The organism is Mycobacterium sp. 1482292.6, from assembly GCF_001672995.1.
GTDB classification, from domain to species: Bacteria; Actinomycetota; Actinomycetes; order Mycobacteriales; family Mycobacteriaceae; genus Mycobacterium; species Mycobacterium europaeum_A.
Map to the genome: position 1 here is coordinate 25,355 of NZ_LZKV01000125.1, position 24,130 is coordinate 49,484.

At 65.4% G+C, this 24,130-nt stretch carries 23 protein-coding genes, 1 tRNA gene and 1 pseudogene; 18 read left to right on the top strand and 7 right to left on the bottom strand.

Features of this window, described 5'->3' with window-relative positions:
* Window positions 1–73: 73 nt before the first annotated feature.
* From A5624_RS13000 to A5624_RS13020, 5 genes are all read left to right on the top strand, one after another.
* Window positions 74–1,600, top strand: coding sequence for a mannitol dehydrogenase family protein (locus A5624_RS13000; RefSeq protein ID WP_066866724.1), 1,527 nt, complete (start codon window positions 74–76; stop codon window positions 1,598–1,600).
* The gene (locus A5624_RS13005; RefSeq protein WP_066866730.1) at window positions 1,597–2,454 is read left to right on the top strand and encodes an HAD family phosphatase; all 858 of its coding nucleotides are present in this window, start codon (window positions 1,597–1,599) and stop codon (window positions 2,452–2,454) included. Before A5624_RS13000 ends, A5624_RS13005 begins: the two co-directional genes overlap by 4 nt.
* A gap of 34 nt (window positions 2,455–2,488) precedes the next feature.
* Window positions 2,489–3,901 carry a mannitol dehydrogenase family protein gene (locus A5624_RS13010; protein ID WP_082990559.1) on the top strand — a complete coding sequence of 471 codons (1,413 nt, stop codon included), beginning with the start codon at window positions 2,489–2,491 and terminating at the stop codon, window positions 3,899–3,901.
* Complete coding sequence (locus tag A5624_RS13015) at window positions 3,898–4,806, top strand: carbohydrate kinase (RefSeq protein ID WP_066866732.1); 909 nt, start codon at window positions 3,898–3,900, stop codon at window positions 4,804–4,806. The genes A5624_RS13010 and A5624_RS13015 overlap by 4 nt, the downstream gene beginning before the upstream one ends.
* Before the next feature lie 96 nt (window positions 4,807–4,902).
* Entirely contained in the window at window positions 4,903–5,820 is a 918-nt protein-coding gene (locus tag A5624_RS13020; RefSeq protein ID WP_066866734.1) for a Ku protein, read from the top strand.
* 6 nt (window positions 5,821–5,826) lie between these two features.
* On the opposite strand, the gene pstA is transcribed toward A5624_RS13020, so the two are convergent.
* From pstA to A5624_RS13040, 4 genes and pseudogenes are all read right to left on the bottom strand, one after another.
* Entirely contained in the window at window positions 5,827–6,729 is a 903-nt protein-coding gene (gene pstA, locus A5624_RS13025; RefSeq protein WP_066866841.1) for a phosphate ABC transporter permease PstA, read from the bottom strand.
* Window positions 6,730–6,778: 49 nt separating this feature from the next.
* Window positions 6,779–7,753, bottom strand: a complete 975-nt coding sequence (gene pstC, locus A5624_RS13030; RefSeq protein ID WP_156748919.1) for a phosphate ABC transporter permease subunit PstC — start codon at window positions 7,751–7,753, stop codon at window positions 6,779–6,781.
* Window positions 7,754–7,783: 30 nt separating this feature from the next.
* The gene (pstS, locus tag A5624_RS13035; RefSeq protein ID WP_066866738.1) at window positions 7,784–8,896 is read right to left on the bottom strand and encodes a phosphate ABC transporter substrate-binding protein PstS; all 1,113 of its coding nucleotides are present in this window, start codon (window positions 8,894–8,896) and stop codon (window positions 7,784–7,786) included.
* 244 nt (window positions 8,897–9,140) lie between these two features.
* Window positions 9,141–9,409: pseudogene (locus tag A5624_RS13040) on the bottom strand (phosphate ABC transporter substrate-binding protein PstS); the annotation flags it as partial.
* A gap of 137 nt (window positions 9,410–9,546) precedes the next feature.
* Between A5624_RS13040 and A5624_RS13045 the strand changes: the two are divergent.
* From A5624_RS13045 to A5624_RS29500, 9 genes are all read left to right on the top strand, one after another.
* Window positions 9,547–10,338 (top strand): SDR family oxidoreductase, encoded by a 792-nt coding sequence (locus A5624_RS13045; protein WP_066866742.1) that lies wholly within the window; start codon window positions 9,547–9,549, stop codon window positions 10,336–10,338.
* 24 nt (window positions 10,339–10,362) lie between these two features.
* Complete coding sequence (locus A5624_RS13050; RefSeq protein WP_066866744.1) at window positions 10,363–11,439, top strand: diacylglycerol kinase; 1,077 nt, start codon at window positions 10,363–10,365, stop codon at window positions 11,437–11,439.
* 84 nt (window positions 11,440–11,523) lie between these two features.
* Window positions 11,524–12,765 carry an Nramp family divalent metal transporter gene (locus A5624_RS13055; protein WP_197518958.1) on the top strand — a complete coding sequence of 414 codons (1,242 nt, stop codon included), beginning with the start codon at window positions 11,524–11,526 and terminating at the stop codon, window positions 12,763–12,765.
* On the top strand, window positions 12,766–13,839 hold the full coding sequence (locus tag A5624_RS13060; protein ID WP_066866748.1) for a poly-gamma-glutamate hydrolase family protein: 1,074 nt from the start codon (window positions 12,766–12,768) through the stop codon (window positions 13,837–13,839).
* A 7-nt stretch (window positions 13,840–13,846) separates the two neighbouring features.
* Complete coding sequence (locus A5624_RS13065; RefSeq protein WP_066866750.1) at window positions 13,847–14,671, top strand: LLM class F420-dependent oxidoreductase; 825 nt, start codon at window positions 13,847–13,849, stop codon at window positions 14,669–14,671.
* Window positions 14,672–14,720: 49 nt separating this feature from the next.
* Window positions 14,721–14,793 (top strand) — tRNA-Arg (locus A5624_RS13070).
* Window positions 14,794–15,279: 486 nt separating this feature from the next.
* Complete coding sequence (locus tag A5624_RS13075; protein ID WP_066866752.1) at window positions 15,280–15,570, top strand: DUF732 domain-containing protein; 291 nt, start codon at window positions 15,280–15,282, stop codon at window positions 15,568–15,570.
* Window positions 15,571–15,659: 89 nt separating this feature from the next.
* Window positions 15,660–15,884, top strand: coding sequence for a DUF732 domain-containing protein (locus A5624_RS29495; RefSeq protein ID WP_369827481.1), 225 nt, complete (start codon window positions 15,660–15,662; stop codon window positions 15,882–15,884).
* 98 nt (window positions 15,885–15,982) lie between these two features.
* Window positions 15,983–16,333: a DUF732 domain-containing protein gene (locus tag A5624_RS29500; protein ID WP_082990561.1), complete on the top strand. Its 351-nt coding sequence runs from the start codon at window positions 15,983–15,985 to the stop codon at window positions 16,331–16,333.
* A 601-nt stretch (window positions 16,334–16,934) separates the two neighbouring features.
* On the opposite strand, the gene A5624_RS27405 is transcribed toward A5624_RS29500, so the two are convergent.
* Window positions 16,935–18,776, bottom strand: coding sequence for an ATP-dependent endonuclease (locus tag A5624_RS27405; protein WP_082990562.1), 1,842 nt, complete (start codon window positions 18,774–18,776; stop codon window positions 16,935–16,937).
* A gap of 92 nt (window positions 18,777–18,868) precedes the next feature.
* Between A5624_RS27405 and A5624_RS13085 the strand changes: the two genes are divergently transcribed.
* The 3 genes from A5624_RS13085 to A5624_RS27410 all read left to right on the top strand — a co-directional run bounded on the left by A5624_RS13085 (window position 18,869) and on the right by A5624_RS27410 (window position 20,037).
* Complete coding sequence (locus tag A5624_RS13085) at window positions 18,869–19,261, top strand: hypothetical protein (protein ID WP_066866756.1); 393 nt, start codon at window positions 18,869–18,871, stop codon at window positions 19,259–19,261.
* A 111-nt stretch (window positions 19,262–19,372) separates the two neighbouring features.
* On the top strand, window positions 19,373–19,657 hold the full coding sequence (locus tag A5624_RS13090) for a hypothetical protein (RefSeq protein ID WP_066866758.1): 285 nt from the start codon (window positions 19,373–19,375) through the stop codon (window positions 19,655–19,657).
* 161 nt (window positions 19,658–19,818) lie between these two features.
* Window positions 19,819–20,037, top strand: coding sequence for a hypothetical protein (locus A5624_RS27410; protein WP_082972386.1), 219 nt, complete (start codon window positions 19,819–19,821; stop codon window positions 20,035–20,037).
* A gap of 60 nt (window positions 20,038–20,097) precedes the next feature.
* Here the strand turns inward: A5624_RS27410 and A5624_RS13095 are convergent, their stop codons facing one another.
* Together A5624_RS13095 and A5624_RS13100 are read right to left on the bottom strand one after the other, a co-directional pair.
* Complete coding sequence (locus tag A5624_RS13095; RefSeq protein ID WP_066866760.1) at window positions 20,098–20,484, bottom strand: hypothetical protein; 387 nt, start codon at window positions 20,482–20,484, stop codon at window positions 20,098–20,100.
* Window positions 20,485–20,529: 45 nt separating this feature from the next.
* On the bottom strand, window positions 20,530–22,062 hold the full coding sequence (locus A5624_RS13100) for a DUF4185 domain-containing protein (RefSeq protein ID WP_066866762.1): 1,533 nt from the start codon (window positions 22,060–22,062) through the stop codon (window positions 20,530–20,532).
* A gap of 841 nt (window positions 22,063–22,903) precedes the next feature.
* Between A5624_RS13100 and A5624_RS13105 the strand changes: the two genes are divergently transcribed.
* Window positions 22,904–24,130, top strand: coding sequence for an acetyl-CoA acetyltransferase (locus A5624_RS13105; RefSeq protein WP_066866765.1), 1,227 nt, complete (start codon window positions 22,904–22,906; stop codon window positions 24,128–24,130).

Here is a 24,130-nt window from a genome sequence, read left to right on the forward strand (position 1 = left end):
CACAGTCGACTTTTTTTGTGACATGACTAACGAAGGGGTTAGATTGCCGATCGACCCGGGGCACAGACACACAATGTTTGACGTAGTCCCCTCCCCTTGGCGTCGAAACAGCGGCGTCCCACTCAGCGATGCGACGCTGCGACTGCATTCACAACGCGTCGACATCCCCACCTACGACCGGTCGGCCCTCGGCCGAGGAGTCGTCCACATCGGCGCGGGCAATTTCCACCGCGCACATCAGGCCGTCTACTTCGACGACTTGGCCCGTTCGGGCATCTCTGGGCGTTGGGGGGTGACCAGCGTCAGCCTGCATTCCCCCGACGTCAAACACCTGCTGTCGGCCCAGGACGGGCTGTACACCGTCGTGCAGCGCGGCCACGACCGCCAGACCGCCCGCGTGGTCGGCTCGATCGGCTCCGTGCATTACGCACCGAACGACGGCGCGGCCGTGCGTGCCGCCCTGGCAGACCCCCAAACCCGCATCGTCAGCCTGACCATCACCGACAACGGATACTTCCTCAACCCGGTCACCGACGAGTTCGACGCCGACCACCCCGACGTGCGCGCCGACCTCGTCTCCTCCGACGGTTTCGCCACCACGTGGGGATACCTGGCCGAAGCCCTGGATCGGCGCCGCCGCGCCGGCATCGCCCCCTTCACGGTGCTGTGCTGCGACAACGTTCCCGGCGACACCCAGCCCGCGAGAACCGCGCTGGTGTCGTTCGCCGCGTTGAAGGACCCCGGGCTCGCCCGCTGGATCGACACGCACGTCGCGTTCCCGTCGACCATGGTCGACCGCATCACCCCGCAAACCACTAAGTCCGAGCGCAAATTCGTCGAGCAGACGTTCGGCGTCGCCGACAAATGGCCGGTGGTGACCGAGCCGCATCGCCAGTGGGTGATCGAGGATTCGTTCAGCAACGGGCGACCACCGCTCGACGAGGTCGGCGCCGAGTTCGTCGCCGACGTCAGCGACCACAAGCTGATCAAAACCCGTCTTCTCAACGGAACCCACATCGCGCTTGCCTGCCTGGCCACCCTGGCCGGCTACCAGCGCACCGACGAGGCGATGCGGGACCGCATCATCTTCGACTACGTCGAAAAGCTCCTGCGCGACGAGATTCAGCCGCTGCTGCCCCCGGTTCCCGGCATGAACACCCCCGAGTACCGGGGCACCTTGCTCGATCGGCTCAGCAACCCCCGGATGAGTGACCAGCTTTCGCGGCTGGCGCGGCGCGGAACGAACAAGATCGCGACGTTCGTGCTGCCCTCGCTGCAGGAGGCCATCGCCCAGGGCAGGCCGCACACGCTGCTGATGTTGGCCGTCGCCGGATGGGCGCGCTACATGCGCGGCCACGACCTCAACGGGCGCAAGCTGCGCCTGGAAGACTCGCAGGCGATTCCGGTCGCTAGGTTGGCCAACATGGCACGCAGTAACCCGGATCCGCTCCTGGGGCATGAGATGTTCGCCGAGGTGCGCGCGGTTCCCGGCTTCTCCCAGCGCCTGGGCGCGATGATCGCCGATATCGACGTGCGCGGTGTGGTGCCCACGCTGCGGGACGCGATGCGCAATGACGAGCGGGAGTTGGTGTCGCGATGACCGGCGGGTTGACCTTCGTGCGCGCCTTCGACCCGGCGCCGATCACCACGTTGCTGTGCGACGCCGACGACAACCTGTTCGGTTCGGAACGGCCGGCTTTCGACGCCTCGACCGAGGTGACCAATCGTTTCCTGGCCAGGTTCGGCGTGACCGCCCCGCTCAGCTCCGAGGAGTTGCGCAAGCGAGCCGTCGGGAAAAACTTCCGCACCACGGCCCTCGACCTGGCGGTGCAGTGCGACGTGCCGCTCGAGCAGTCCCTGGCCCGGGGCCGTCCCGCGGCGGTGATCGCCAACGCCGACGACCTCGCGGGCGACAACGCGTTGTCCGCCGACGAACTCGAGCAGTGGGTGGGCGAGGAGCGCGAACGGGTCACCGCTCATCTGGCCGCCACGCTGACCCCCGATCCGCAGGTGCTGGAGCCGTTGCGAGAACTCGCAACGCGCTACGCGCTGGCGGCCGTGAGCTCCAGCGCCACCAAGCGGTTGCGTGCCTGCTTCGCCGCCACCGGTCTGGACGCGCTGCTATCGGAGGCGGTGACGTTCAGTGCGGAGGATTCTCTTCCGGTGCCGACAAGCAAACCCGATCCCGCGGTGTACCTGCATTGCGGCCAGGTGCTGGGCGTGGCGGCCGAACAAGGGCTGGCCATCGAGGACTCGGTGGCGGGCGTGACGTCGGCGGTCGCGGCCGGCTACGCCACCATCGGCAACCTGATGTTCGTGCCGCCCGACGAACGGGATTGTCGCCGTGAGGAATTGATCGAGGCCGGTGCAGTCGCGATAACAGATTCGTGGCACGCTATCGCCGATGCCCTACTGTTGTCGGCCGCACCGGGTGGAGGTTCGGTAGCCAGGTGACGATCCGGGCACTGACCCGGGGAGGAGTTGGCCAATGGAGGCTGGCGGAATCAATCTGAACAATGCGACGCTCGCCACGCTGCCGATCGAGGCGCCGACCTACGACCGCGGCAGCGTGACCGTCGGCATCGCGCATATCGGCGCGGGTCATTTCCACCGCGCGCATCAGGCCGCGTACCTCAATCTGCTGCTGCAGCAGGGCCTGGCGCGCGAGTGGGGCATCTGCGGGGTCGGGGTGATGCCCGCCGACTGGACGATGCGCGATGTGCTCGACGATCAGGACGGGCTCTATACGCTGATCCTGGAAAAGCCCGACGGCAGCCGGGACGCCCACGTGATCGGCTCGATCATCGACTACCACTACGCCCCCGACGATCCGGAGCCGGCGGTGGAAGTGCTTGCGGCACCGGCCACCCGGATCATTTCGCTGACCATCACCGAGGGCGGGTATCGGGACCCGGACGGGCCCGCCTTCGCGTTGATCGTCGAGGCCCTGGACCGGCGTCGCCGGCGTGGGCTTCCCGCGCCGACGATCGTGTCGTGCGACAACATCGAGAACAACGGTGAGATCGCCCGGCGGGCCGTGCTGGCGAACGCCGAAAGCCGGGACCCCGCACTGGCGCAGTGGATCGATGGACGCGCCCGGTTCCCGAGTTCGATGGTCGACCGGATCACCCCGGCGACGACCCTGCAGATGGCCGCCGAGGTGCGGCGCGATTTCGGCATCAATGACCGGTGGCCGGTGGTGGCCGAGCCGTTCACCGCCTGGGTACTCGAGGACGATTTCGCCGACGGCAGGCCGCCGCTGGAAAAGGCGGGCGTGCTGCTGGTCGACGATGTCGCCCCGTACGAGCTGATGAAGCTGCGACTGCTCAACGCGGGCCATCAGTGTCTGGCCTACTTCGCCCATCTGTGCGGCTTCACTTTCGTCCACGAGGCCGCGAGCGATCCGTTGTTCGCCGAATTCCTGCTTGCCTACTTTGAATCCGAGGCCATCCCGACCTTGCCGCCGGTGCCCGGGATCGACCTGCACGACTACACCCGCACGCTGGTCGAGCGGTTCTCCAACCCCGGCGTGCGCGACACGGTGTCGCGGTTGTGTGCCTATTCGTCGGATCGCATTCCGAAATGGTTGATCCCGGTGATCTGCGACAACCTGGCCAGCGACGGCCCGGTTCAGGTGACGGCCGCGGTGGTGGCGAGCTGGGCCCGCTACGCCGAAGGCACCGACGAATGGGGTAAACCGTACGAGGTGGTGGATCAACTTGCGGATTCGCTGATCCCGATCGCGCGTTCGCAGTACGAGAATCCCACGGCGTTCATCGAAATCGCGGCCGTGTTCGGCGATTTGGCCCACCAGCCGCGCTTCGTCCAGGCCTACACCTGGGCGCTGGACTCGCTGCACCACAAGGGCGCCCGCGCGACGCTGGAGGCCTTGGTGCGATGACCCGTGGCCTGGTCATCGGCGAGTCGCTGATCGACATCGTCGGGGCCGACGAGCATGTCGGCGGTAGCCCGCTCAACGTCGCCGTCGGGCTCGGCCGGCTGGGCCGCGAGGTCGACTTCCTGACCTCCATCGCCGACGACGCGTACGGCAGGCGCATCGCGGACTACGTCGAATCCGCGGGCGTGCAACTGCTTTCGGATAGCACAACGGCGCGGCGCACCGCGACCGCGCGTTCAACGATCGCCGAAGACGGCTCGGCCGACTATGTTTTCGATCTGGACTGGCGGCTCTCCGGAACCCCGCCGGTCGCGCCGCCGCTTTTCGTGCACACCGGATCGATAGCCGCCGTGCAGGATCCGGGCTGCCTGGCGGTGGCGGCGCTGATCGATACCTATCGCGTCTCGGCCACCGTCACCTTCGATCCCAACGTGCGGCCGTCGCTGATCGCCGACCGGGAGCCGGCCGTCGCGCGCATCGAGCATCTCGTCGAACGCAGCGACATCGTGAAAGTCAGCGAGGAAGACCTGCGCTGGATCGACCCCACGCAGCCGCCCGAGCAGATCGCGCAGACGTGGCTGCGGTTGGGCCCCGCGATCGTGGCGGTGACGATGGCCGACCGCGGCGCGGTGGCTTTCTGCGCGGCCGGGGTGGCCCGGGTGCCGACCCGCGCAGTCCGCGTGGTCGACACCGTCGGGGCCGGCGACTCCTTCATGGCCGGCCTGCTCGACGCGCTGTGGGAATCGGGATCGTTGGGTGGTGACCGGCGCGCCGCGTTGCGCGAAATCGATGTGGACGCGCTGACCGCGGCACTCGAGACGGCGAGCATGTGTGCGGCGCTGACCGTCGCCCGCGCGGGAGCTGACCTGCCGGACCGGGCTGCGCTGGATGCCGCTTCGGGTCGCTAGGGGCGCCTCCCGTCGGTGCGCGGGCCCGGTCCAACGACCAACGTCGTAGCCTCGTCGTGCTGTTTTGCCGCAGGCCCGCCGGGCATACTGATCTGCATGCGCTCCATCTGGAAGGGTTCCATCGCGTTCGGGCTGGTGAATGTCCCGGTCAAGGTGTACAGCGCCACCCAGGATCACGACATCAAGTTTCACCAGGTGCACGCCAAGGACAACGGCCGCATCCGATACCAGCGCATTTGCGAGGTGGACGGCGAGGTCGTCGAATACCGTGACATCGCCCGCGCCTACGAATCCGACGACGGCCGCACGGTCATCATCACCGACGACGACATCGCCACCCTCCCCGAGGAGCGCAGCCGCGAGATCGAGGTGCTGGAGTTCGTGCCGGCCAGCGACGTGGACCCGATGTTGTTCGACCGCAGCTATTTCCTGGAGCCCGACTCGAAGTCGTCGAAATCCTATGTGCTGCTGGCCAAGACGCTGGCCGAGACGGATCGGATGGCGATCGTGCATTTCACCCTGCGCAACAAGACCCGGCTGGCGGCTTTGCGCGTCAAGGACTTCGGCAAACGCGACGTGATGGTGATCCACACGTTGTTGTGGCCCGACGAGATTCGCGATCCGGACTTTCCGATCCTGGACAAGAAGGTCGAGGTCAAACCCGCCGAGCTCAAAATGGCCGGGCAGGTGGTGGATTCGATGGCCGAGGAGTTCAACCCCGACCGCTACCACGACGACTACCAGGAGCAGCTGCACGAGCTGGTCCAAGCCAAACTCGAAGGCGGAGAGGCGTTTACCACCGAGGAGAAGCCGAAGGAGCTGGACGAGACCGAGGACGTCTCCGACCTGCTCGCCAAGCTCGAGGCCAGCGTCAAGGCGCGCTCCGGTAACGGCAAGGCACCCGCGAAGAAGGCGCCCGCGAAGAAGGCCGCGGCGAAAAAGGCGCCGGCGAAGAAGACGGCCGCCAAGAAGGCTCCCGCCAAGAAGACGGCCTCAAAAGCGTCGTCGAAGTAAGCCCGCTCAGCGTTTGCGCGTGGCCAGGAAACGGGTCAGCGCGGCGACGATGTTGATGGCGGCGACCATGATGATCAGCGTCAGCGCCGCACCCCAGATCCGCAGGAAGCCCGCGTGTTCGGGGTTGGTGAGCTCGGTGTAGATCAGCAGCGGCAGCGAAGCCATGTTGCCGTGGAAGATGTCGAGGTTGATCGACCGGCTGTAGCCGACCAGCACCAGCACCGGCGCCGTTTCGCCGATCACCCGCGCGATGGACAGCAGGATGCCGGACACGATGCCAGGCATCGCGATCGGGAAGACGATCCGCACGATGGTCTTCCATTTGGACACACCGAGCGCATAGCTGGCTTCACGCAGGTCGTCGGGCACCAGCCGCAGCATCTCCTCGGCGGAGCGCACCACCACCGGCAACATCAGCAAGACCAGCGCCAGCGACACAGCGAACGAACTCTGCTGGAAGCCCAGCGTGGCGATCCAGAGGCTGAAGATGAACAGCGCCGCCACGATCGAGGGCACCCCGGCGAGCACGTCGACCATGAATGTCGTCAGCCGCACCAGGCGCCCGGATCCGTATTCGACCAGGAACACCGCGGTCATCAGTCCCAGCGGTACGGCCAGGGCCGCGGCCACCCCGGCCTGCACCAGCGTGCCGTACAGCGCGTGGTACACGCCGCCGGAGAACTGTTCCGGCAGCACGCCGTGCAGCGAATGCGTCCACCACCCCGACCGCGTCACGGCGTACCAGCCGCGTTCGATGACGATCCAAAGCACCCAGATCAGCGGCACCAGCGCGACGCAGAACGAGCCGAGGAAGAAGATGGTCGCGGCGTTGTTGGTGATCCGGCGCCGAAAGCTCAGCGGCCTGAACACCTCGACCTTGACCGGCCGGTCGAGCGCTTCAGCCGTCACGAGCGCCACTCCTCCTCATCGCTTCGCTCTGCATCGTCGCCGGCGCGGGTCATCCGTTGACCTTGCCGCCGGCGATAGCCCGCGCGAGCGCGTTGACGACGAACGTCAAGACGAACAGCGCGAACCCCGCCGAGATATACGCCCCGGTGGGCAACGGCTCGCTGAACTCGGCGGCCGCCGAGGCGATCTTCGAGGCGAACGTGTAGCCGCCGTCGAACAGCGACCAGTTACCCGGGCGGGCGGCCGACCGCAGGATGATCAGTACCGCCACGGTTTCGCCCAGCGCACGCCCCAACCCGAGCATCGAGGCCGCGATCACACCGCTGCGGCCGAACGGCAGCACGGTCATTCGCACCACTTCCCATTTGGTGGCGCCCAGCGCCTGGGCCGCTTCCATCTGGATGTGCGGGGTCTGCCGAAACACTTCACGCGAGACGGAGGTGACGATCGGCAGGATCATCACCGAGAGCACCACCGCGGCGGTGAAGATGGTCCCACCGCCGGCCAACGAGACGTTGCCCTGCTTGAACAGGAAAAACCAGCCGAGGTGGCGATTGAGATACGCCGCCACCGGCTCGATCTGGGGTGCCAGCACGAAAATCCCCCACAGCCCGAAGATGATCGACGGCACAGCGGCGAGCAGATCCACCACCGCGCCGAACGGACGCGCCAGCCGCTTCGGCGCGTACTGGGTGAGGAACACGGCGATGCCGACCGCGACGGGGACGGCCAGCACCAGCGCGCTGACTGAACTGAGCACCGTGACCATCAGCAGGTCGCGGATACCGAACGCGAGGTTGTGCGGGTCGCTGGTGCTGAATTTGGCGCTGGTGAAGAAGTTTGCGTGGTTCACGCGCAGCGACGGGACGGCACGCAGCAACAGGAACACCGCGATCAGCAGGATCGCGACCACGATCGTCGAACCGGCGGCGGCGGCGATCAGCTTGAACAGTCGATCGGCACGCCGTCCCACGTGTTCACTCAGCGCTGTGAGTGCCGGCTTCTCCGTGGTCGACGGGCTGATTGCTGTTCCTCGTGTCACGACCACCTCAGGTTATGTGATCGCGTTGATGGAAGCAGACAACCTCGCTTTGAACGCGTCAGGGATCGGGATGTAGCCGTTGTCGGCCAGGCCATTCTGCCCGGCGCCGATGGTGCTCTGCAGGAACGCCTTGACCGCGGTACCGATCTGGGCGTCGGGATACTTCGAGCAGACGATCTCGTAGGTCGCCAACACGATTGGGTAGGAACCGGCCTGGGTCGGCTTGTAGAACGAGAGCGTGTCGAGCACGAGGTCGTTACCCTGGCCGGCGATTTTGGCGCCGGCAATCGTCTTGCCCACCGAGTCGGCGCTGATCGACACCGCGTCCGGGCCGGCCGAGGTGACGATCTTGGCCATGTTCAGTTTCTGCGCCTGGGCAAACGACCACTCGTTGTAGGTGATGGATCCTTCGGTGGCCTTGATCGCCGCCGAGGTGCCGTCGTTGCCCTTGGCCCCCTCGCCGACCCCGCCCTTGAACGTCTTTCCAGCACCCTTGCCCCACGCGCCGTTGGCGGCGGCATCGAGGTACTTCTGGAAGTTGTCAGTGGTGCCGGATTCGTCGTTGCGGAACACGACGTGGATCGGTTCGGCGGGCAGCGTGACGCCGGGATTGAGCGCCTGGATCGCGGGGTCATTCCACGTCGTGATCGCGCCGTTGAAGATCTTCGCGGCCGTGGCGCCATCCAGGCTCAGCGAATTGACGCCGGTGACGTTGTAGGTGATGGCGATCGGACCGAATACCACCGGCAGATTCAGCGCCGGCGAACCGCATCGTTGTTGCGCCGCGGCGTATTCCTTCGGCGCCAGGGGCGAATCCGAACCGCCGAAATCCGTTTGCTTACCGTTAAATTCGCTGATTCCCGCACCCGAACCGTTGGCGGTGTAGTTCAGCGTCTGGCCGGGGCAGGCCTGCTCGAACGCGTTGACGAAGCGGGTCATCGCATTGGCCTGGGCCGTCGAACCGCTGGCCTTGAGGGTCTTCGCCCCGCCGCAGCTCACCTTGCCCGATGCGGATCCGCTGGTAGCACTCGCGCCGGTCCCGTTGTTGTCGCTTCCGCATCCGGACAGCGCCAGCGCTGCGGCGCTGACGACACTGAGCACGGCGCCAAATCGGTTGAGTTTCAATTCGCTTCCTTACGGTAGGGATGAAACAGCATCGCCGCCGGTCGGTAACGCTGCGCCCCGACCGGCCCGTCTCGCAGCCACGAAGCTAACAGTAACAAGGTTAACTATGAGCAAACTGTTCGGCGATCGCCGCTGAACGCGTCGGCGACCGGCGTCGACGTGGGCGGGGGCCGAACGCGGTGTCACCTGGAAAGCGCGGGGCAGCAAAGAAAATGCCCCATCCGGCGAGGGCCCGTTCGGCGAATCACGCGATGGCGTCGATGGCAGCCGACAGCCGGGACTTGAACGGCGCCGGTACCGGGATGTAGCCGTTGTCCGCCAAGCCGTTCTGCCCGCTCCCGATGGTGCTCTGCATAAACGCCTTCACCGCCGCACCCACCTGGGGGTCGGGGTACTTCGAACACACGATCTCGCAGCTGACCAACACGATCGGGAGGACCCCGCCCGGGTCGGCCTATAGAACGAGAAGGTGTCCACGACCAAGTCGTTGCCCCGGCCGGTGAGGGTGGGGCCGGGTGCGGGCAGACTTCGTCTTCGGGTGGCGTCGACCGGCCGATATGCAAAAAGTAGAACCTGTTCCAGAAATGCCCGTTCGGAGACGGCGCGGCTTGCTACCGTGTCGGCTGACACCGAAACGAAGAGAGGCCGCCATGATCCTTGACAGGTTCCGTCTCGACGACAAAGTCGCCGTCATCACCGGTGCAGGCCGTGGCCTCGGCGCGGCCATCGCACTGGCCTTCGCCGAGGCGGGCGCGGATGTTCTCATCGCCTCGCGCACGGAATCACAACTAGAAGCCGTCGCCGAGCAGGTCCGCGGCGTCGGGCGGCGGGCCCACGTGGTGGCCGCCGACCTGGCGCACCCGGAGTCCACCGCGGAGCTCGCCGGCCAGGCCGTCGAGGCCTTCGGAAAACTAGACATCGTCGTCAACAACGTCGGCGGGACCATGCCCAACACGCTGTTGACCACCTCGACGAAGGCTCTCAAGGACGCCTTCACCTTCAATGTCGCCACGGCCCACGCGCTGACGCTGGCGGCGGTGCCGTTGATGCTGGAGCACTCCGACGGCGGCAGCATCATCAACATCACCTCGACCATGGGCCGGCTGGCCGGGCGTGGTTTCGCCGCCTACGGCACCGCCAAGGCCGCGCTGTCGCACTACACCCGGTTGACCGCCCTGGATTTGTGCCCGCGGATTCGGGTCAACGCGATCGCCCCGGGTTCGATCCTGACCTCCGCGCTGGACGTGGTTGCCTCCAACGACGAACTGCGGGCACCGATGGAGAAGGCCACACCGATGCGCCGCCTCGGTGACCCCGTCGACATCGCCGCTGCCGCAGTCTATTTGGCCTCGCCCGCGGGCAGCTTCCTCACCGGCAAGACGCTCGAGGTCGACGGCGGCCTCACCTTCCCCAACCTCGACATCCCCGTCCCGGATCTGTGACCCCTGACCACTGAGGAGCACGTCATGCCCATCCCCGTCGTCCAATTGGGCACCGGCAACGTCGGTATCCACGCGCTGCGGGCGCTCATCACCAATCCGGAGTTCGACCTCAAAGGCGTCTGGGTCTCGTCCGAAGCCAAGGCCGGCAAGGACGCGGCAGAGCTTGCGGGACTGACCGGCTCGACCGGCGTGCTGGCGAGCACCGACCTGGATGCCGTACTGGCCACCGGGCCACAGTGCGCCGTGTACAACGCGCTGGCCGACAACCGGCTGCCCGAGGCGCTCGAGGACTACCGGCGCGTCCTGGCGGCCGGCATCAACATCGTCGGCAGTGGCCCGGTGTTCTTGCAGTACCCGTGGCAGGTGATTCCCGAGGAGCTCATTAAGCCCCTGGAAGAGGCTGCGCAACAAGGTAATTCGAGCCTCTATGTCAACGGTATCGATCCCGGCTTCGCCAACGACCTGTTACCGCTGGCGCTGGCCGGCACCTGCCAGAGCATCCAGCAGATCCGGTGCATGGAGATCGTCGACTACGCCACCTATGACAGCGCCGCGGTCATGTTCGACGTCATGGGGTTCGGCAAGCCGCTGGACGACATCCCGATGCTGCTGCAGCCCGGCGTGCTCAGCCTGGCGTGGGGATCGGTGATCCGTCAGATCGCGGCGGGCCTGGGCGTTGCGCTCGACGAGGTCACCCAGGACTACGTGCGCATCCCGGCCCCCGAGGACTTCGACATCGCCTCGGGCCATATCGCCAAGGGCACCGCCGCGGCGCTGCGCTTCGAGGTGTTCGGCAAGGTCGACGGCCACCCCGTCGTCGTCCTCGAACACGTCACCCGGCTGCGCGAGGACCTGTGTCCCGACTGGCCGCAGCCGGCCCAAGAGGGCGGCTCTTACCGCATCGAGATCACCGGCGAGCCGTCCTACGCCATGGATGTCTGTCTGAGCAGCCGCAAGGGCGACCACAACCACGCCGGCCTGGTGGCGACCGCGATGCGCGTCGTCAACGCAATCCCCGCGGTGGTCGCCGCCGAACCGGGCATCGTGACCACGCTGGACCTGCCGCTGGTCACCGGCAAGGGGCTCTACCTGCCGCAGTGACGGGCGACGGGCGGGAAACGCCCTAGCCGCTGCGGGTCGCGCCCAGATGTTCGACTACCCTCACTTTCTTATTCGGTGAAGTGAATCGAGGTCGGCACGTTGGGGCAGCGCACCCAGGGCTCGCTCAAGGGCAACTGGTACTTGCTCGGGCCCGCGTTCGTCGCCGCGATCGCTTACGTCGACCCCGGAAACGTCGCGGCCAACGTCAGCGCCGGCTCGCAGTACGGCTACCTGCTGTTGTGGGTGATCGTGGCGGCCAACGTGCTGGCGGGGCTGGTGCAGTACCTGTCGGCGAAGCTGGGGCTGGTCACCGGGCGCTCCCTGCCCGCCACGATCGGCAAGCGGATGGGCCGCCCGGCTCGGCTCGTCTACTGGGCTCAGGCCGAACTCGTGGCCATTGCCACCGATGCGGCCGAGGTCGTCGGCGGGGCCATCGCCTTGCACATTCTGTTCAACCTGCCGCTGCTGGTGGGCGGCGTGATCACCGGCCTGGTCGCCTTGCTGCTGTTGGGGATTCAGGATCGGCGCGGACAGATCATCTTCGAGCGCGTCATCACCGGCCTGCTGCTGGTGATCGCGGTCGGGTTCGCGGCAAGCTACTTTGTCAAGACCGCCCCTCCTGAGGAGATGCTCGGCGGCCTGGTGCCCCGGTTCCGCGGCACCGAAAGCGTGCTGTTGGCGGCCGCCATCCTGGGCGCCACCGTCATGCCGCACGCGGTCTACATGCATTCGGGCCTGGTCCTGGACCGGCACGGCCACCCCGACGAGGGGTCACACCGGCGCCTGCTGCTGCGCGTCACCCGCTGGGATGTGGTGCTGGCGATGACGGTCGCCGGCACGGTGAACGCCGTGATGCTGATCATCGCCGCGATCAACCTGCAGCACCGCGACGTGAGCGCCTCCATCGAGGGTGCCTACTCCGCGATCCACAACACGCTGGGCGCGACCATCGCGGTGCTGTTCGCGGTCGGGCTGCTGGCATCGGGTCTGGCGTCGTCGTCGGTGGGCGCCTACGCCGGCGCCATGATCATGCAGGGGTTGCTGCACCGCTCGGTCCCCATGGTGCTGCGCCGGGTGATCACCCTGGTGCCCGCCCTGGTGATCCTGGCGGTGGGGTTCGACCCCACCCGCGCGCTGGTGTTGTCCCAGGTGGTGTTGTCGTTCGGAATACCTTTTGCCGTGCTGCCTTTGATCAAGCTGACCAGCAATCGCGGCCTGATGGGCGGCGACGTCAATCACCGCATCACCACCATTCTCGGCTGGGCCGTCGGCGTATTGATTAGTCTGCTTAACGTGGTGCTCATCTGGCTGACGGTGACCGGCTGAATGCCGGCCCGCCGGCACCTTTACTTCGCATACGGGTCGAACCTATGCGTCCGTCAGATGGCGCAGCGCTGCCCCGACGCCGCGGATCCGCGGCCGGCGGTGCTGGCCGACCACGACTGGCTGATCAACCAGCGCGGCGTGGCCACCGTCGAACCGCTCGCCGGTAACCAGGTTTACGGGGTGGTCTGGCAGATCTCCGACGGTGACTTGGCGACGTTGGACAGCGCCGAGGGTGTGCCGGTGCGCTACCGGCGCGACGAAATGACCGTGCACACCGACGACGGACCGGCGCCGGCCTGGGTGTACATCGACCACCGGGTGACGCCGGGCCCACCGCGGCCGGGCTACCTACCCAAGATCATCGACGGCGCCACCCAGCACGGGTTGCCGCAACGCTGGGTCGACTTCTTGCGCCGCTGGGATCCGGCCGGCTGGCCCCGCCCGAAATCGTCGACGTCCGGGGCTGGGCCGCAATCGTTTTCGGCGTTACTGAGCGAGCCCGGGGTGACGGAGAGCAGCCAATTGCGTTCGCGTTTCGGCTTTTTGGCGATCCACGGCGGTGGGCTGGAAGAGATGACGGACGTGATCGCCGAACGCGCCGCCGAGACGGCCGGTGCGTCGGTGTATGTGGTGCGCCATCCCGATCGCTACCCGCACCACCTGGCGTCGGCGCTGTTCGACCCGGCCGAATCACCGCGGCTCGCCGAGTTCCTCGACCATGTCGACGTCGCGGTGTCACTGCACGGGTACGGCCGCGACGGCCGCAGCACCCAGCTACTGGCGGGGGGCCGCAACCGGGCGCTGGCCGCCCACCTGGCCCGGCACGTCCGGCTGGCCGGCTACCAGTTGATCACCGACCTCGACGAGATCCCACCGGAACTGCGGGGCCTGCATCCGCGCAACCCGGTGAACCGGGTGCGTGCCGGTGGAACCCAGCTGGAGCTCTCGGCGCGGGTCCGCGGGATCAGCCCGCGCAGCCCGCTGCCGGGTGACGACGGTTTGTCGTCGGTCACCAGCGCCCTGATCCAGGGGTTGGCCGACGCCGCCCGCAGTTGGTCGATATCGCATCGTTGAACGGAGAATGTTGGTGGCCAAGGATTTTCGCTTCGGAATGAGCATGCGGTTCTTCAAGTCGCGCGATGCCCTGCTGGACAAGGCCAAGCGCGCTGAGGACGCCGGCTTCGACATTCTCTGTGTGCCCGACCATTTGGGCGCCGCCGCGCCCTTCCCGACGCTGACCGCGGTCGCGATGGCCACCACGACGCTGCGGCTGAGCATGTATGTGCTCAATTCGGCGTTCTACAAGCCGGCCCTGCTCAGCCGGGACATGCAGGCACTGGACCTGCTCAGCGACGGCCGCCTGGAGATCGGGCTGGGCACCGGTTACGTCCGCGAGGAGTTCGAAGCCGCGGAGATCCCGTATCCCAGCGCCCGCGAGCGGGTCGACTACCTCGAACACATGACGAAGTACCTGAAAGAGCACCACCCGTCGACGCCGCTGATCATCGCCGGCAACGGCGATCGGGTGCTGACCATCGCCGCCCGCAACGCCGACATCATCGGGCTGACCGGATCCAGGGTGCGCGACGTCGAGGACCCGTTCGCCGAGCGGGTCGACTTCGTCCGCAAGGCCGCCGGAGATCGGTTCGACTCGCTGGAGCTGAATCTGGCCATCACCGCGATGCCGCGGGCCGGCGAGACCGAGCCCGACCTCAAGCTGACCCGCGCCTATTCGCCGGACCTGTCCGACGAGGAGATCCTGTCGCAGCCCTCGGTGCTCAGCGGTTCGCCGCGCGAGATCGCCGACACCTTGTCCGGGTACCGGGAGAAGTACGGCGTCTCGTCCTTCACCGTGCAGGACAACAACATCGAGAACTTCTCGAAGGTGATCGCCGAACTGCGGTGACCGCCGTGGCGATTCAGGGGTCGGCCTGCCGGTAAGCTCAGGCCCGTCCGCCCTCGTAGCTCAGGGGATAGAGCACGGCTCTCCTAAAGCCGGTGTCGCAGGTTCGAATCCTGCCGGGGGCACCGCATAATGTGTGTGACTTCGGCTGATGCTTGACGGATCTATGTCGGGTGATGCCTGACGGTGTTTCGGCTGATCCTTGACAGTTGTTTCGGTTGATCCTTGACACTCCCAAGATGAGGGAGTTAAGCGTGGCCGAGCAGCGGTATCAGGCCGTGATGGCCTGTCGATCTCGCAGGGGCACTACATGTGCACCAGCATGATCGCCTGGCCAGGCTGTTTTGACGGTACCTGGCCGGCGGCTCGTGCGATCTGTGTGTGATCTTCCGCAGCGCGTGCCAATCGCTAGCCAGCGGGCCCGGCTCCGTTGAAGCGCCCTGGCGAATGGGGTTCCACGTTCGCCACACCGAGGCGCGCTGCGTCTCGATCAGCGACGGCATGGCGCAGTAGCTCCAGAATCGGTTTTTTCCCTGGGCGGTCCCATTGTTGCGAATCAACCACCCCCAACCATATGGACGTGGTAGGAGCAAAGTGTGAGAACGATACTGATGGCCGCCGCGCTGGCCCTGATGGCGTTCATTGCGAGCCCGACCGCGAAAGCCGATCGCGCGGAGGATGACGCGTTCATCGCGGCGATCACAGGCGACGGCATCTCGATGAACCGTTTCGACGCGATCACAGGAGGGCACGCGGTCTGCAGTTACCTGCTGTCCGGCAATGGCTCGATGTTGGACGCGATGATCCAGGTAAAGCAAGAGCATTCGTGGAACATGACCGAGGCGGCGCACTTTGTCGATCGATCCGTCCAGCATTACTGCCCCAGTCTGGCACCGCTCTAATGACCAATCCCCAAATACTCGTAATCAGCGCGGCCCTTCTCGGTGGCCTGATAGTTGCCGCTCCGGCACATGCTGACTCAGGGGAGGACATGTATATAGCCACTCTCGACGGGATAGGTGTCCCTTACAGCAATCGCGCGGCTGCGATCCAATTCGGCCGAATTATTTGTCGCGCGCTAAGCGGCGGCACATCGGTCGACACGCTTGTGGATATGACGACGAGTGACGGGGTCTACTCCAGAAATCAGGCCAACGTGGTCATCGGGGCCGCTGACGGAGCCCTCTGCCCGGACGTCAACCTCCCGCCGAACTAGGCCCCACAGCTTCGCCTCGTAACGCGCCGCCAGGACTAGCAACGAGTGAACCGAACCGCATACTGCGACTCAGACAGCCGTTTAGGAGAGATCAAGATATGGATCAGTGCCACAGCCGCGTTCGGAACACGCTAGTGCTTCTCGGGATCTGCTCTGCTGCGGTTGTTTGCGCAACGCCCGCATGCGCTGACGACAACCAGTACCTAGCAGACCTCAAGCAGCCCGGCATGGTGCACCCGGCAATGTCTGACCAAGAATTACTTGTCGAGGGACGGCAGGTCTGCTTTGAGGTCGGCAAGGTCGGGATAAGCCCCGACGCCGCGAAGTCATGGGTGTCAAAAGATCTCGATTCTCGAGGTTTGCCGTCCGACTACGCCACGGCCGGGACTCTGGTACATTACGCGTTGCACGATCTGTGCCCGAATGTGCCGAATAGCAGTGGGATCTGAGCGGCTGCCTTCAGATGGCGGATCACCGCCAACGCAAACATCGAGGAACCGGCGGCGAAGCTTTTGAGGTGGCCGGGCAACAGGATCGAACGTTGACCACAGCCGTGGAACCCGACGACGAAGAATCGTCGCTCAGCGACTGCGTTGCGCCAATTCGACCTCCCGAACGAATTTCGAGCACCATCTTCGGGTGCTCATGAGTGATGAAGGTGTTCGATTCACTTGCCGAGGTGCATCGTCTGCCCTCGACGCGCCCATGTCCGGTTGTGACGTCAGCCCGATTCCGGCGGCAATCCGGTCCACGCTGCGACTTCCTCCGGCCGCTATGCCGAAGGGCAAGCCGCCAAAGTGAGCACCGCGCACCTATATAACGGCCAGATCGTGCGCCGCAATATGGAAGAGCGGCTGCCGTCGGATGCTCGACAGCATCCTGGCCAATCCCTGGCACGCCAGGCATATTCGCGTAGTCAGTGGCACGACAGCCGAGATGAAGGCAGCAGCTCACCCCGCGGCTGACGGGGGAGCCTAAAACCTGTCTTTGTGCACGAGACTCAAATCCGTTTGATCCGCGCTCTGCACGTCTTTGGGGTACCGGTGCCTCTCAAAGGGCCGTCAGTCTCTCGTTAAGATTCGCGATCAACGTCTCAAACCGTCGAATGGTGGACTGCTCGATTGCTACCGCCCTCTTGGCAGCAAGCAGCTCCATAACCGCATTTCTCAGGGCCTTCTTCCTAGCGGGCCGAGGCGAGCCCGCTGGATAGATTGCGTCGAGGATGGTGTCGAAATCGCTTGTACTCAGGAGTTTCTCGGCCTCGATCGCAGTCTTAGCATCGCACGCCTCGGGCAACAGCACACACCGATCACGCACCATCGGTCCGAACTCCTCGTGGTAACGCTCCATTTGGTCTCTCCCCTCCTTGTCGCCGTCAAGAAGGATGATGAAGCTCTTGCCCCAGCCAATATGGAGGCGAATGAGAGGTTCAAGCGATCCGGCCCCACCGCCCGGCACAGTCTTGAGGTCACCTCGGACGCCGATCACATCGATCATGTATCGCAATAGGTAGAAGTCCGACTTACCTTCGACGAGAACAACTTCCGGGACTGGTTCTAGCGACGACGGAGTGTACTCAAGTAGGTCTAGAACAGGCTGGAAATAGGACTGCTGGTCGGGGTGATTGGCAACAAACTGCCTGTATGGGATGGCGGAGACGGAGGTGTCGGCCCCTGTCCTGACGCTGAGGTAGTCGTCGAGGTCGAACGAACCGAGCGCCGCATTCTTGACGACGAGCGCCGAATCGAGCCACTTCACGTTGATCAGATGGTGGCTGTGCGTTGTGTAGATCAGCGCACAACGGTCAAGAAGGCGCTCGAAACTCTTCAACAGTTGCGCTTGCGCGCTTGAGTGCAAGTTAGACGCGGGCTCATCCAGCAAGAATAGAGCCTTTCGATTCGACGCCGGGTCGCCGTGAAATGACGTCATCAGGAGGAACATGAAGAACCAGCGGAAGCCGAGGCTACGTTCACTGAGATCATAAATCCCCTCGGGCCCTTTAATCTTCAGTTCGAGATACGGGGGCGAATCCGGCAAGTCAGTATCCAGATCCGCGGTGATCGCGACCTCTTGGGCATTCGAGGTATGGCGAAAGATACTGTTCCAACCATCGATAATCCGAGACGTTACCGATTGGCCCATCTTCTGGAGCACTGCGTCTAGGGCACGCTTTTCCGTACGATTTTCGGGTTTCAGGCGTTCTATTAGGTGGGTATCAAGATTTGCATCAATTGCCAATCCGCCCAATATCTGCTCAAAAGTATTGCGGTAGAATTTATTTCGGTCGTTAACCTCATCATCGGTTGATGCGTTAGGCGTAAGATCGAACCGCTCAGGGAGCTCGAACAGAAAGTTCGGAAAGTACCAGATTCGGGGTAACGATGCAGTAATTGCCTCAATCGCCGCGCTCCACTCAGGCGTTCGACCCCTGAACGGGCGTGCCTTTCTTTGACGATCTGTCATCCCGTCGATTTCTACCTTCCATAGGCGGTCGGTTTTCACATACCTCGAATTCTTGAATCGGTAGAGCTCTGTAATTCGTATTTCGTCAGAAAGTGACGTCAATCGTATATTGTTCGCATCTTTAAGCTCTGTGGTGATCGCTTTCTTATCTTCTTCGTCAAGGTTGACCGTTGCCTGTATCTTTATCGTTTCGTTGAAGTTTGCTCGTTTGGCGATAGGGATCCACTGCTCGGGGTCGCGCAGTGATGCAAGTGTGGGATTGATTACCTCAAGATCCTCCCGTCCATAGGAAAAGCAGAATATGGCTTCTAAGATAGTGGTCTTGCCGCTCTCATTGAGTCCTATCAGGGTCGTCACATCGCCGTCCAGGTTCAAAGTCATCTGCTCGATGCCTTTGAAGTTCTCGAACACGAACTGTTTGTAACGCACCTCAAAACCTTTCTGATACTCCGTACCACCGCTCGAATCCGCTAAGGCTATTGCTACATGACTTCGGCCTCACATGCCTTAAGTTCGAGATAATGACCACCACACCGAACAGCGCCCTCATCCCGACATTCGCCGCGCTGCGCTTCGCCACCGGCGTCGCCGCATGGGCCGCCCCGAACAGGGCCGCACGCCTGTTCGGGCTCGCTACCGCGCGACAGCAGCCCTTCATCACCCAACTGTTCGGGTCGCGCGAATTGACGCTGGCCCTCGCCGTCACGGATGCCTCTCCGCGGTTGCGCACCCGCGCATTACAACTTGGGCTGCTCACCGATGCCCTGGACGTCATCGCGGCGCTGCGCGGCATCCGACGCCAGACGCTGCCGCCGGCCGGTGCCGTCGTCACCGGGGGCGGCGCAGCGCTGTTCCTCGGCCTAGGGCTTGCCGCGCTGGCCAACCAACGACCCGCCGTCGCCTCGACGGCGTAAGCGCCTGGTGAGTTGGGTCACGTCGGCCCCTGACCGGGCAACCCTTGCGGGCGCCCCGGTGTTGAACGACATAGTCACTGACGAACGGTGACACCACCTAGCGAGGCTGACATGCAGACCCCTACCGGCTCCGGCGCCCGTTACCCGATTGCCGAAACACTTTGGCTCATCGCGGGCTTTATCTTGTTGCTCGCCCTGGGCGACGTCGTGATCGTGGCGGCGCTGGCGCTCGCCGTCGTGGGTATGGCGGGCGTCTGGTGGATCCGTCGCAACGCCGTTCGTCGCGCGCGAGGCGGCGACATGGCCCTGGCCTCGGTGTCTCACCTGTCGGCCGGCCACCGTGAGTTGAGGAAGGCGTCGGCGCACGCGCCGTGGCATCGCCACAGCGCCGCGTAACAGGCCGCGAGGTCTCACCGTCGCGGGGAATACGCGTTCGGCACTGGCGATACAGATACTCACGCGGCGCGCAAATCAGGACTAGCATCTATAACGTGCGTGTCAGGGAAGAAACGTAGCGCCCGTCGCTTCGTCGGGACATAAGACCTGCCGAGCCTGCGATGCGGAAGCTAGTCGCGACACTGATGGCCGCTGGGGCCGTGCTGCTCAGCGGGGCTACCGCCAGCGCCGAGAATCAGCCGGCGCCGCCTCCCCCGCCCGCCCCTTCGTTCTACGCACCGAAGTGCCTGAGTTTCGACCCCAATCCGCCGGCACATTGGAACTATCTGCCCTGCGGGTGGACCACGGACGGCAAGCGGTGGATTCCGCCGCCGCCGTGACCGAGACCCCCTGACACAGATCGGCGACGACGGCCTCGCGGAAAAGCCTTGCGCCGTTTGCTAACTGGCTTTGAGGTGTCCGCCTCCCCGGCAGCTAACGCCGCAGACGCCCGCATCCCCCCGGGCGTCTGCGAGCGAAAGCGCCTGGTCGATCGGAACACCACTGCAGTCCAGGCCGTTGACCACCAGACCCAGACTGATCGCGCCGTCGGCGCGGGTCCCTTCGATGCACACCTCGATGTCCCGCAGGCCCGGCCTGCCCACCGTCCAGAAATCCGGCCGGTGACCGTCGAACACCGTGTGGGCCTGCGCGCCGCCGACACTGTCGCCCCTCGACGCCGCGCCCGCCGACGAACTGGGCACGCCGTCGGGTAGGGCCGCCGCCGCGAGAGGAGTGAGCGGGTCGGCCAGGCCGCAACAATTGTCGTGATACTCCAAGGCGATCATCGTCGCCCTCCTCTCACTCGGCCATCGTTGTTCGGTGGCAACGCTTTACGGCAGCACGGTGTGCATCAGCATCACGTCGTATGCCGACCACAACGACAGGTTGAAGTACAGGTCTCGTCCCGACGACCAGGGATGGATCATCGGCGCGTAGATGCCGCCGGGCATCTGGAAGGAGGACACCAGCGGTTGCTCGGGACTCCAGGGGCCTTGCGGCGTCGGCGCGGTCCTTGCCACCACGTCGTTGCTGCCGCCGTCGGTGTAGAGCACCAGGTACTGCTTGAGATAACTGTTGTATTGCGCCGACATTTCGCCAACCGGCCCGGGGAAGATCGGCGTCGCCGCGCCGGGATTGTTTGCGACCCAATGGCCGCCGTTGTCGCCGTTCCAGTACTGGTACTTGGTCAGGTCGGGCAGTTGGTTCGGTGGGACGCGGGACAGAAACGCCGCGCCGCCACGTCCCGACGGGGTGCCGAATTGGTAGAGGTAGCCGTCGTTCCCCTTCAGAAAGGCGCCCATCTGGAAGTTCTCATTGCCCGGCGTAAACCCGGCTCCCGGAATGGCGTCCGGTGAGGCCGTGCGGATGGTGGTCGGGAAGATCCCCCAGTTCTGGCCGTTGTCGTTGGACCTGGCGATCGCCGAGTAGTTGGTCGACCACTCGCCGTCGCGGCCCCACTGGCGGATCGACATGTAGCTCATGTACTGCGTGCGGCCCATGGACATCGCCGCGGTCGGGATGATTCCCGTCTCGTGCGCCGCCTTGTGGATGGTGTTGACGACCTGCTTGGACAGCCCGGGCGCCCACACCGGCGACCCCGAATACCGGTCGTTGGGCACACCGTCGGCGATGTGAATCCCCTTGGACAGGTCGTGGTCGTTGCTGCGGAACAAGGTGTTGTAGCGCCACTGCTGGCCGTGCACCTTGCAATAGCCGAACGTGTCACCGAAGGCCATCAGCACCTGACGGTTGGCGGGATCGCCGTTGTCCCAGGCGATCCCGAGGTCGGTGCCGGAGATGCTGAAGCGTTGCAGGGTCTTGTTCGGACCGTTCGGTCCGGTTACCCAGTCGACCAGTGACGTCGGCGCCCCGGCGATCGAAGGGGGCGGCGGGCCGGGCTCGGGCTGCGGCTGCGGCATCGGCGCGGCGTTGGGACGCAGCTGGTTGGCATTCGGCGGCAGCGCGGGAACCCCGGGCGCGGGCGGATTGGGTCCTGGCGGCAGCACCTCGGCTTGCGGGTACATCGGCGCGGCCGGGTCGGCGCCGGGCCCTTCGGCTCGCGGATGCACCGGTGCGGAGTACTGCCGGCCTGGAGCTGTCGGCTTGAGCAGTGACGAGATCAGCGGGCCCAGCCGAGGCAGCGGCGCCTGGTCGTTCGTGTGCGTGGGCCTGCGCCCTGTCGGCGGCTGGACGACCGGCTGCGGCGCGGGCATGGCCACCGGCGGCGCGGGAGGATCGACGTTCGCCTCGGGCGCCCCACACGGTGTGGCGTTTGCCGTTGGCGCGGGTCCGATCACGAGGACGAATCCGACAGCGGCCGCCGACGCCATCGTGAGCGACACACTTCGCAGAAACGCCGACATGTAACACCTTTCGAGGGGTAGGACGCCGGTCCTTAGTTGGCTCATGTGACGATAGTGATCCACGGGGCATATGTGACCAGTGATGAACCGATAGGTATCCATCCGTGACCGTGTCGCAACGCGGCGATCGCGGCGCGGCCGCACCCGTTCGACGGTTAACTCCGGGCCGAACCGTGCAGTTGAGAGGCGTTGTCGGCTTTGCCGTTGTCGCCAACACAGTCAACCACGCGGCGCCGGAAGCGCTGCCAGGATGGGGCCACGGGCCGGTCGGACCGAACCGAGGCGGCTTCCCGCCGGCGACACTCCCGTCACTCGGTAGCGGGCGTTTCATTCCCGGGGTTCATCGGCGCCCGGGCCGCCGTTCGAGGCGCCGCGGTGGGTGGGGCACCACTTTGCTGACCGAGCCGAGGAGAACGGCACAGACATCGACTTGCGCGACGACCTGTCGTCCAGCCGGGCAGCGGCGCGCCGCGCCGGTCGCGCCCCGGGCGCGCATCGGTACAAGCGCACCACATTGGCGCAGCTCAGACTCTCGCCGACGGGACCGACCCGACGCTGTTGCACACACGCAAAACGAAATTCGCCATTCGCCTGGCACAGCGCGAACGCCATGCCACACTGAAACAGATTGGGTCAGCATGTTTGTCGACCCCCATGGGCGGCAATGATCCAACAGAGGCGAGCACGTCGGCCGGCCTTCGTGTCCGCCTAGGTCCCGTCGGTTCAGCCCGAGAGCCGACGGGGCCGCCCTCTTCTCGGGCCTTTCACGGCCCGAACACCGGTCCGCAACGGCTCGCCGATTGGCCTCAACAACACCGCGGTGCGGGAGTACCGTCGGCGTATGGATGGGTCGCCAGGCGTGTGGATTCTCGGTGGTTACCAAAGCGATTTCGCGCGCAACCTGACCAGAGAAGGCCGCGACTTCGCCGCGCTGACCGTCGAGGTTGTCGACGCCACACTGACCGCGGCGAAGGTCGATCCGGCCGCCATCGAGGTGGTGCACGTCGGCAACGCCTTCGGTGAGATGTTCGCCCGCCAGGGCCACCTCGGGGCGATGCCGGCGACGGTCTGCGACGGCCTGTGGGACACCCCGGCCTCGCGCCACGAAGCGGCGTGCGCGTCCGGCAGCGTGGCGGTGCTGGCGGCGATGGCCGATCTGCGATCGGGCGCATACGACACCGCACTGGTGGTGGGCATCGAGCTGGAGAAGACCGTCCCCGGCGACACCGCCGCCCAGCATCTGGGTGCCGCCGCGTGGACCGGACACGAGGGCGCCGACGCCCGCTACCTGTGGCCGTCCATGTTCGCCCAACTGGCCGACGAATACGACCGGCGGTACGGCCTGGACGACGCGCACCTGCGAGCCATCGCACAGCTCAACTTCGCCAACGCTCGGCGCAATCCCAACGCGCAGACCCGCGAGTGGACCATCCCGGACCCGATCGGCGACGACGACGCGACCAACCCGATCACCGAAGGCCGGCTGCGGCGGTTCGACTGCAGCCAAATGACCGACGGCGGCGCGGGTTTGGTGCTCGTCAGCGACGCCTATCTGCGCGAGCACCCCGATGCGCGCCCGATCGGGCGCATCGACGGGTGGGGTCACCGCACGGTCGGGCTGGGACTACGACAGAAACTGGACCGCGCCGACGGTGACCCGTACGTTCTGCCCCACGTGCGGGCCGCGGTCGCCGATGCGTTGCGCCGCGCGCGGCACGGCCTCGACGACGTGGACGGATTCGAGGTGCACGACTGCTTCACCCCCAGCGAGTACCTGGCCATCGACCATCTCGGGTTGACCGGTCCGGGTGAATCGTGGAAGGCCGTCGAGAACGGCGAGATCGAAATCGGGGGCCGGCTGCCGATCAACCCCAGCGGCGGGCTGATCGGCGGCGGACACCCGGTCGGCGCGTCCGGCGTGCGGATGCTGCTCGACGCGGCCAAGCAGGTCAGCGGCGCCGCCGGCGAGTATCAGGTCGACGGCGCGCAGACCTTCGGCACGCTGAACTTCGGCGGAAGTACCGCAACCACAGTCAGTTTCGTCGTCAGCGGCACCGAAGGCGCGTGA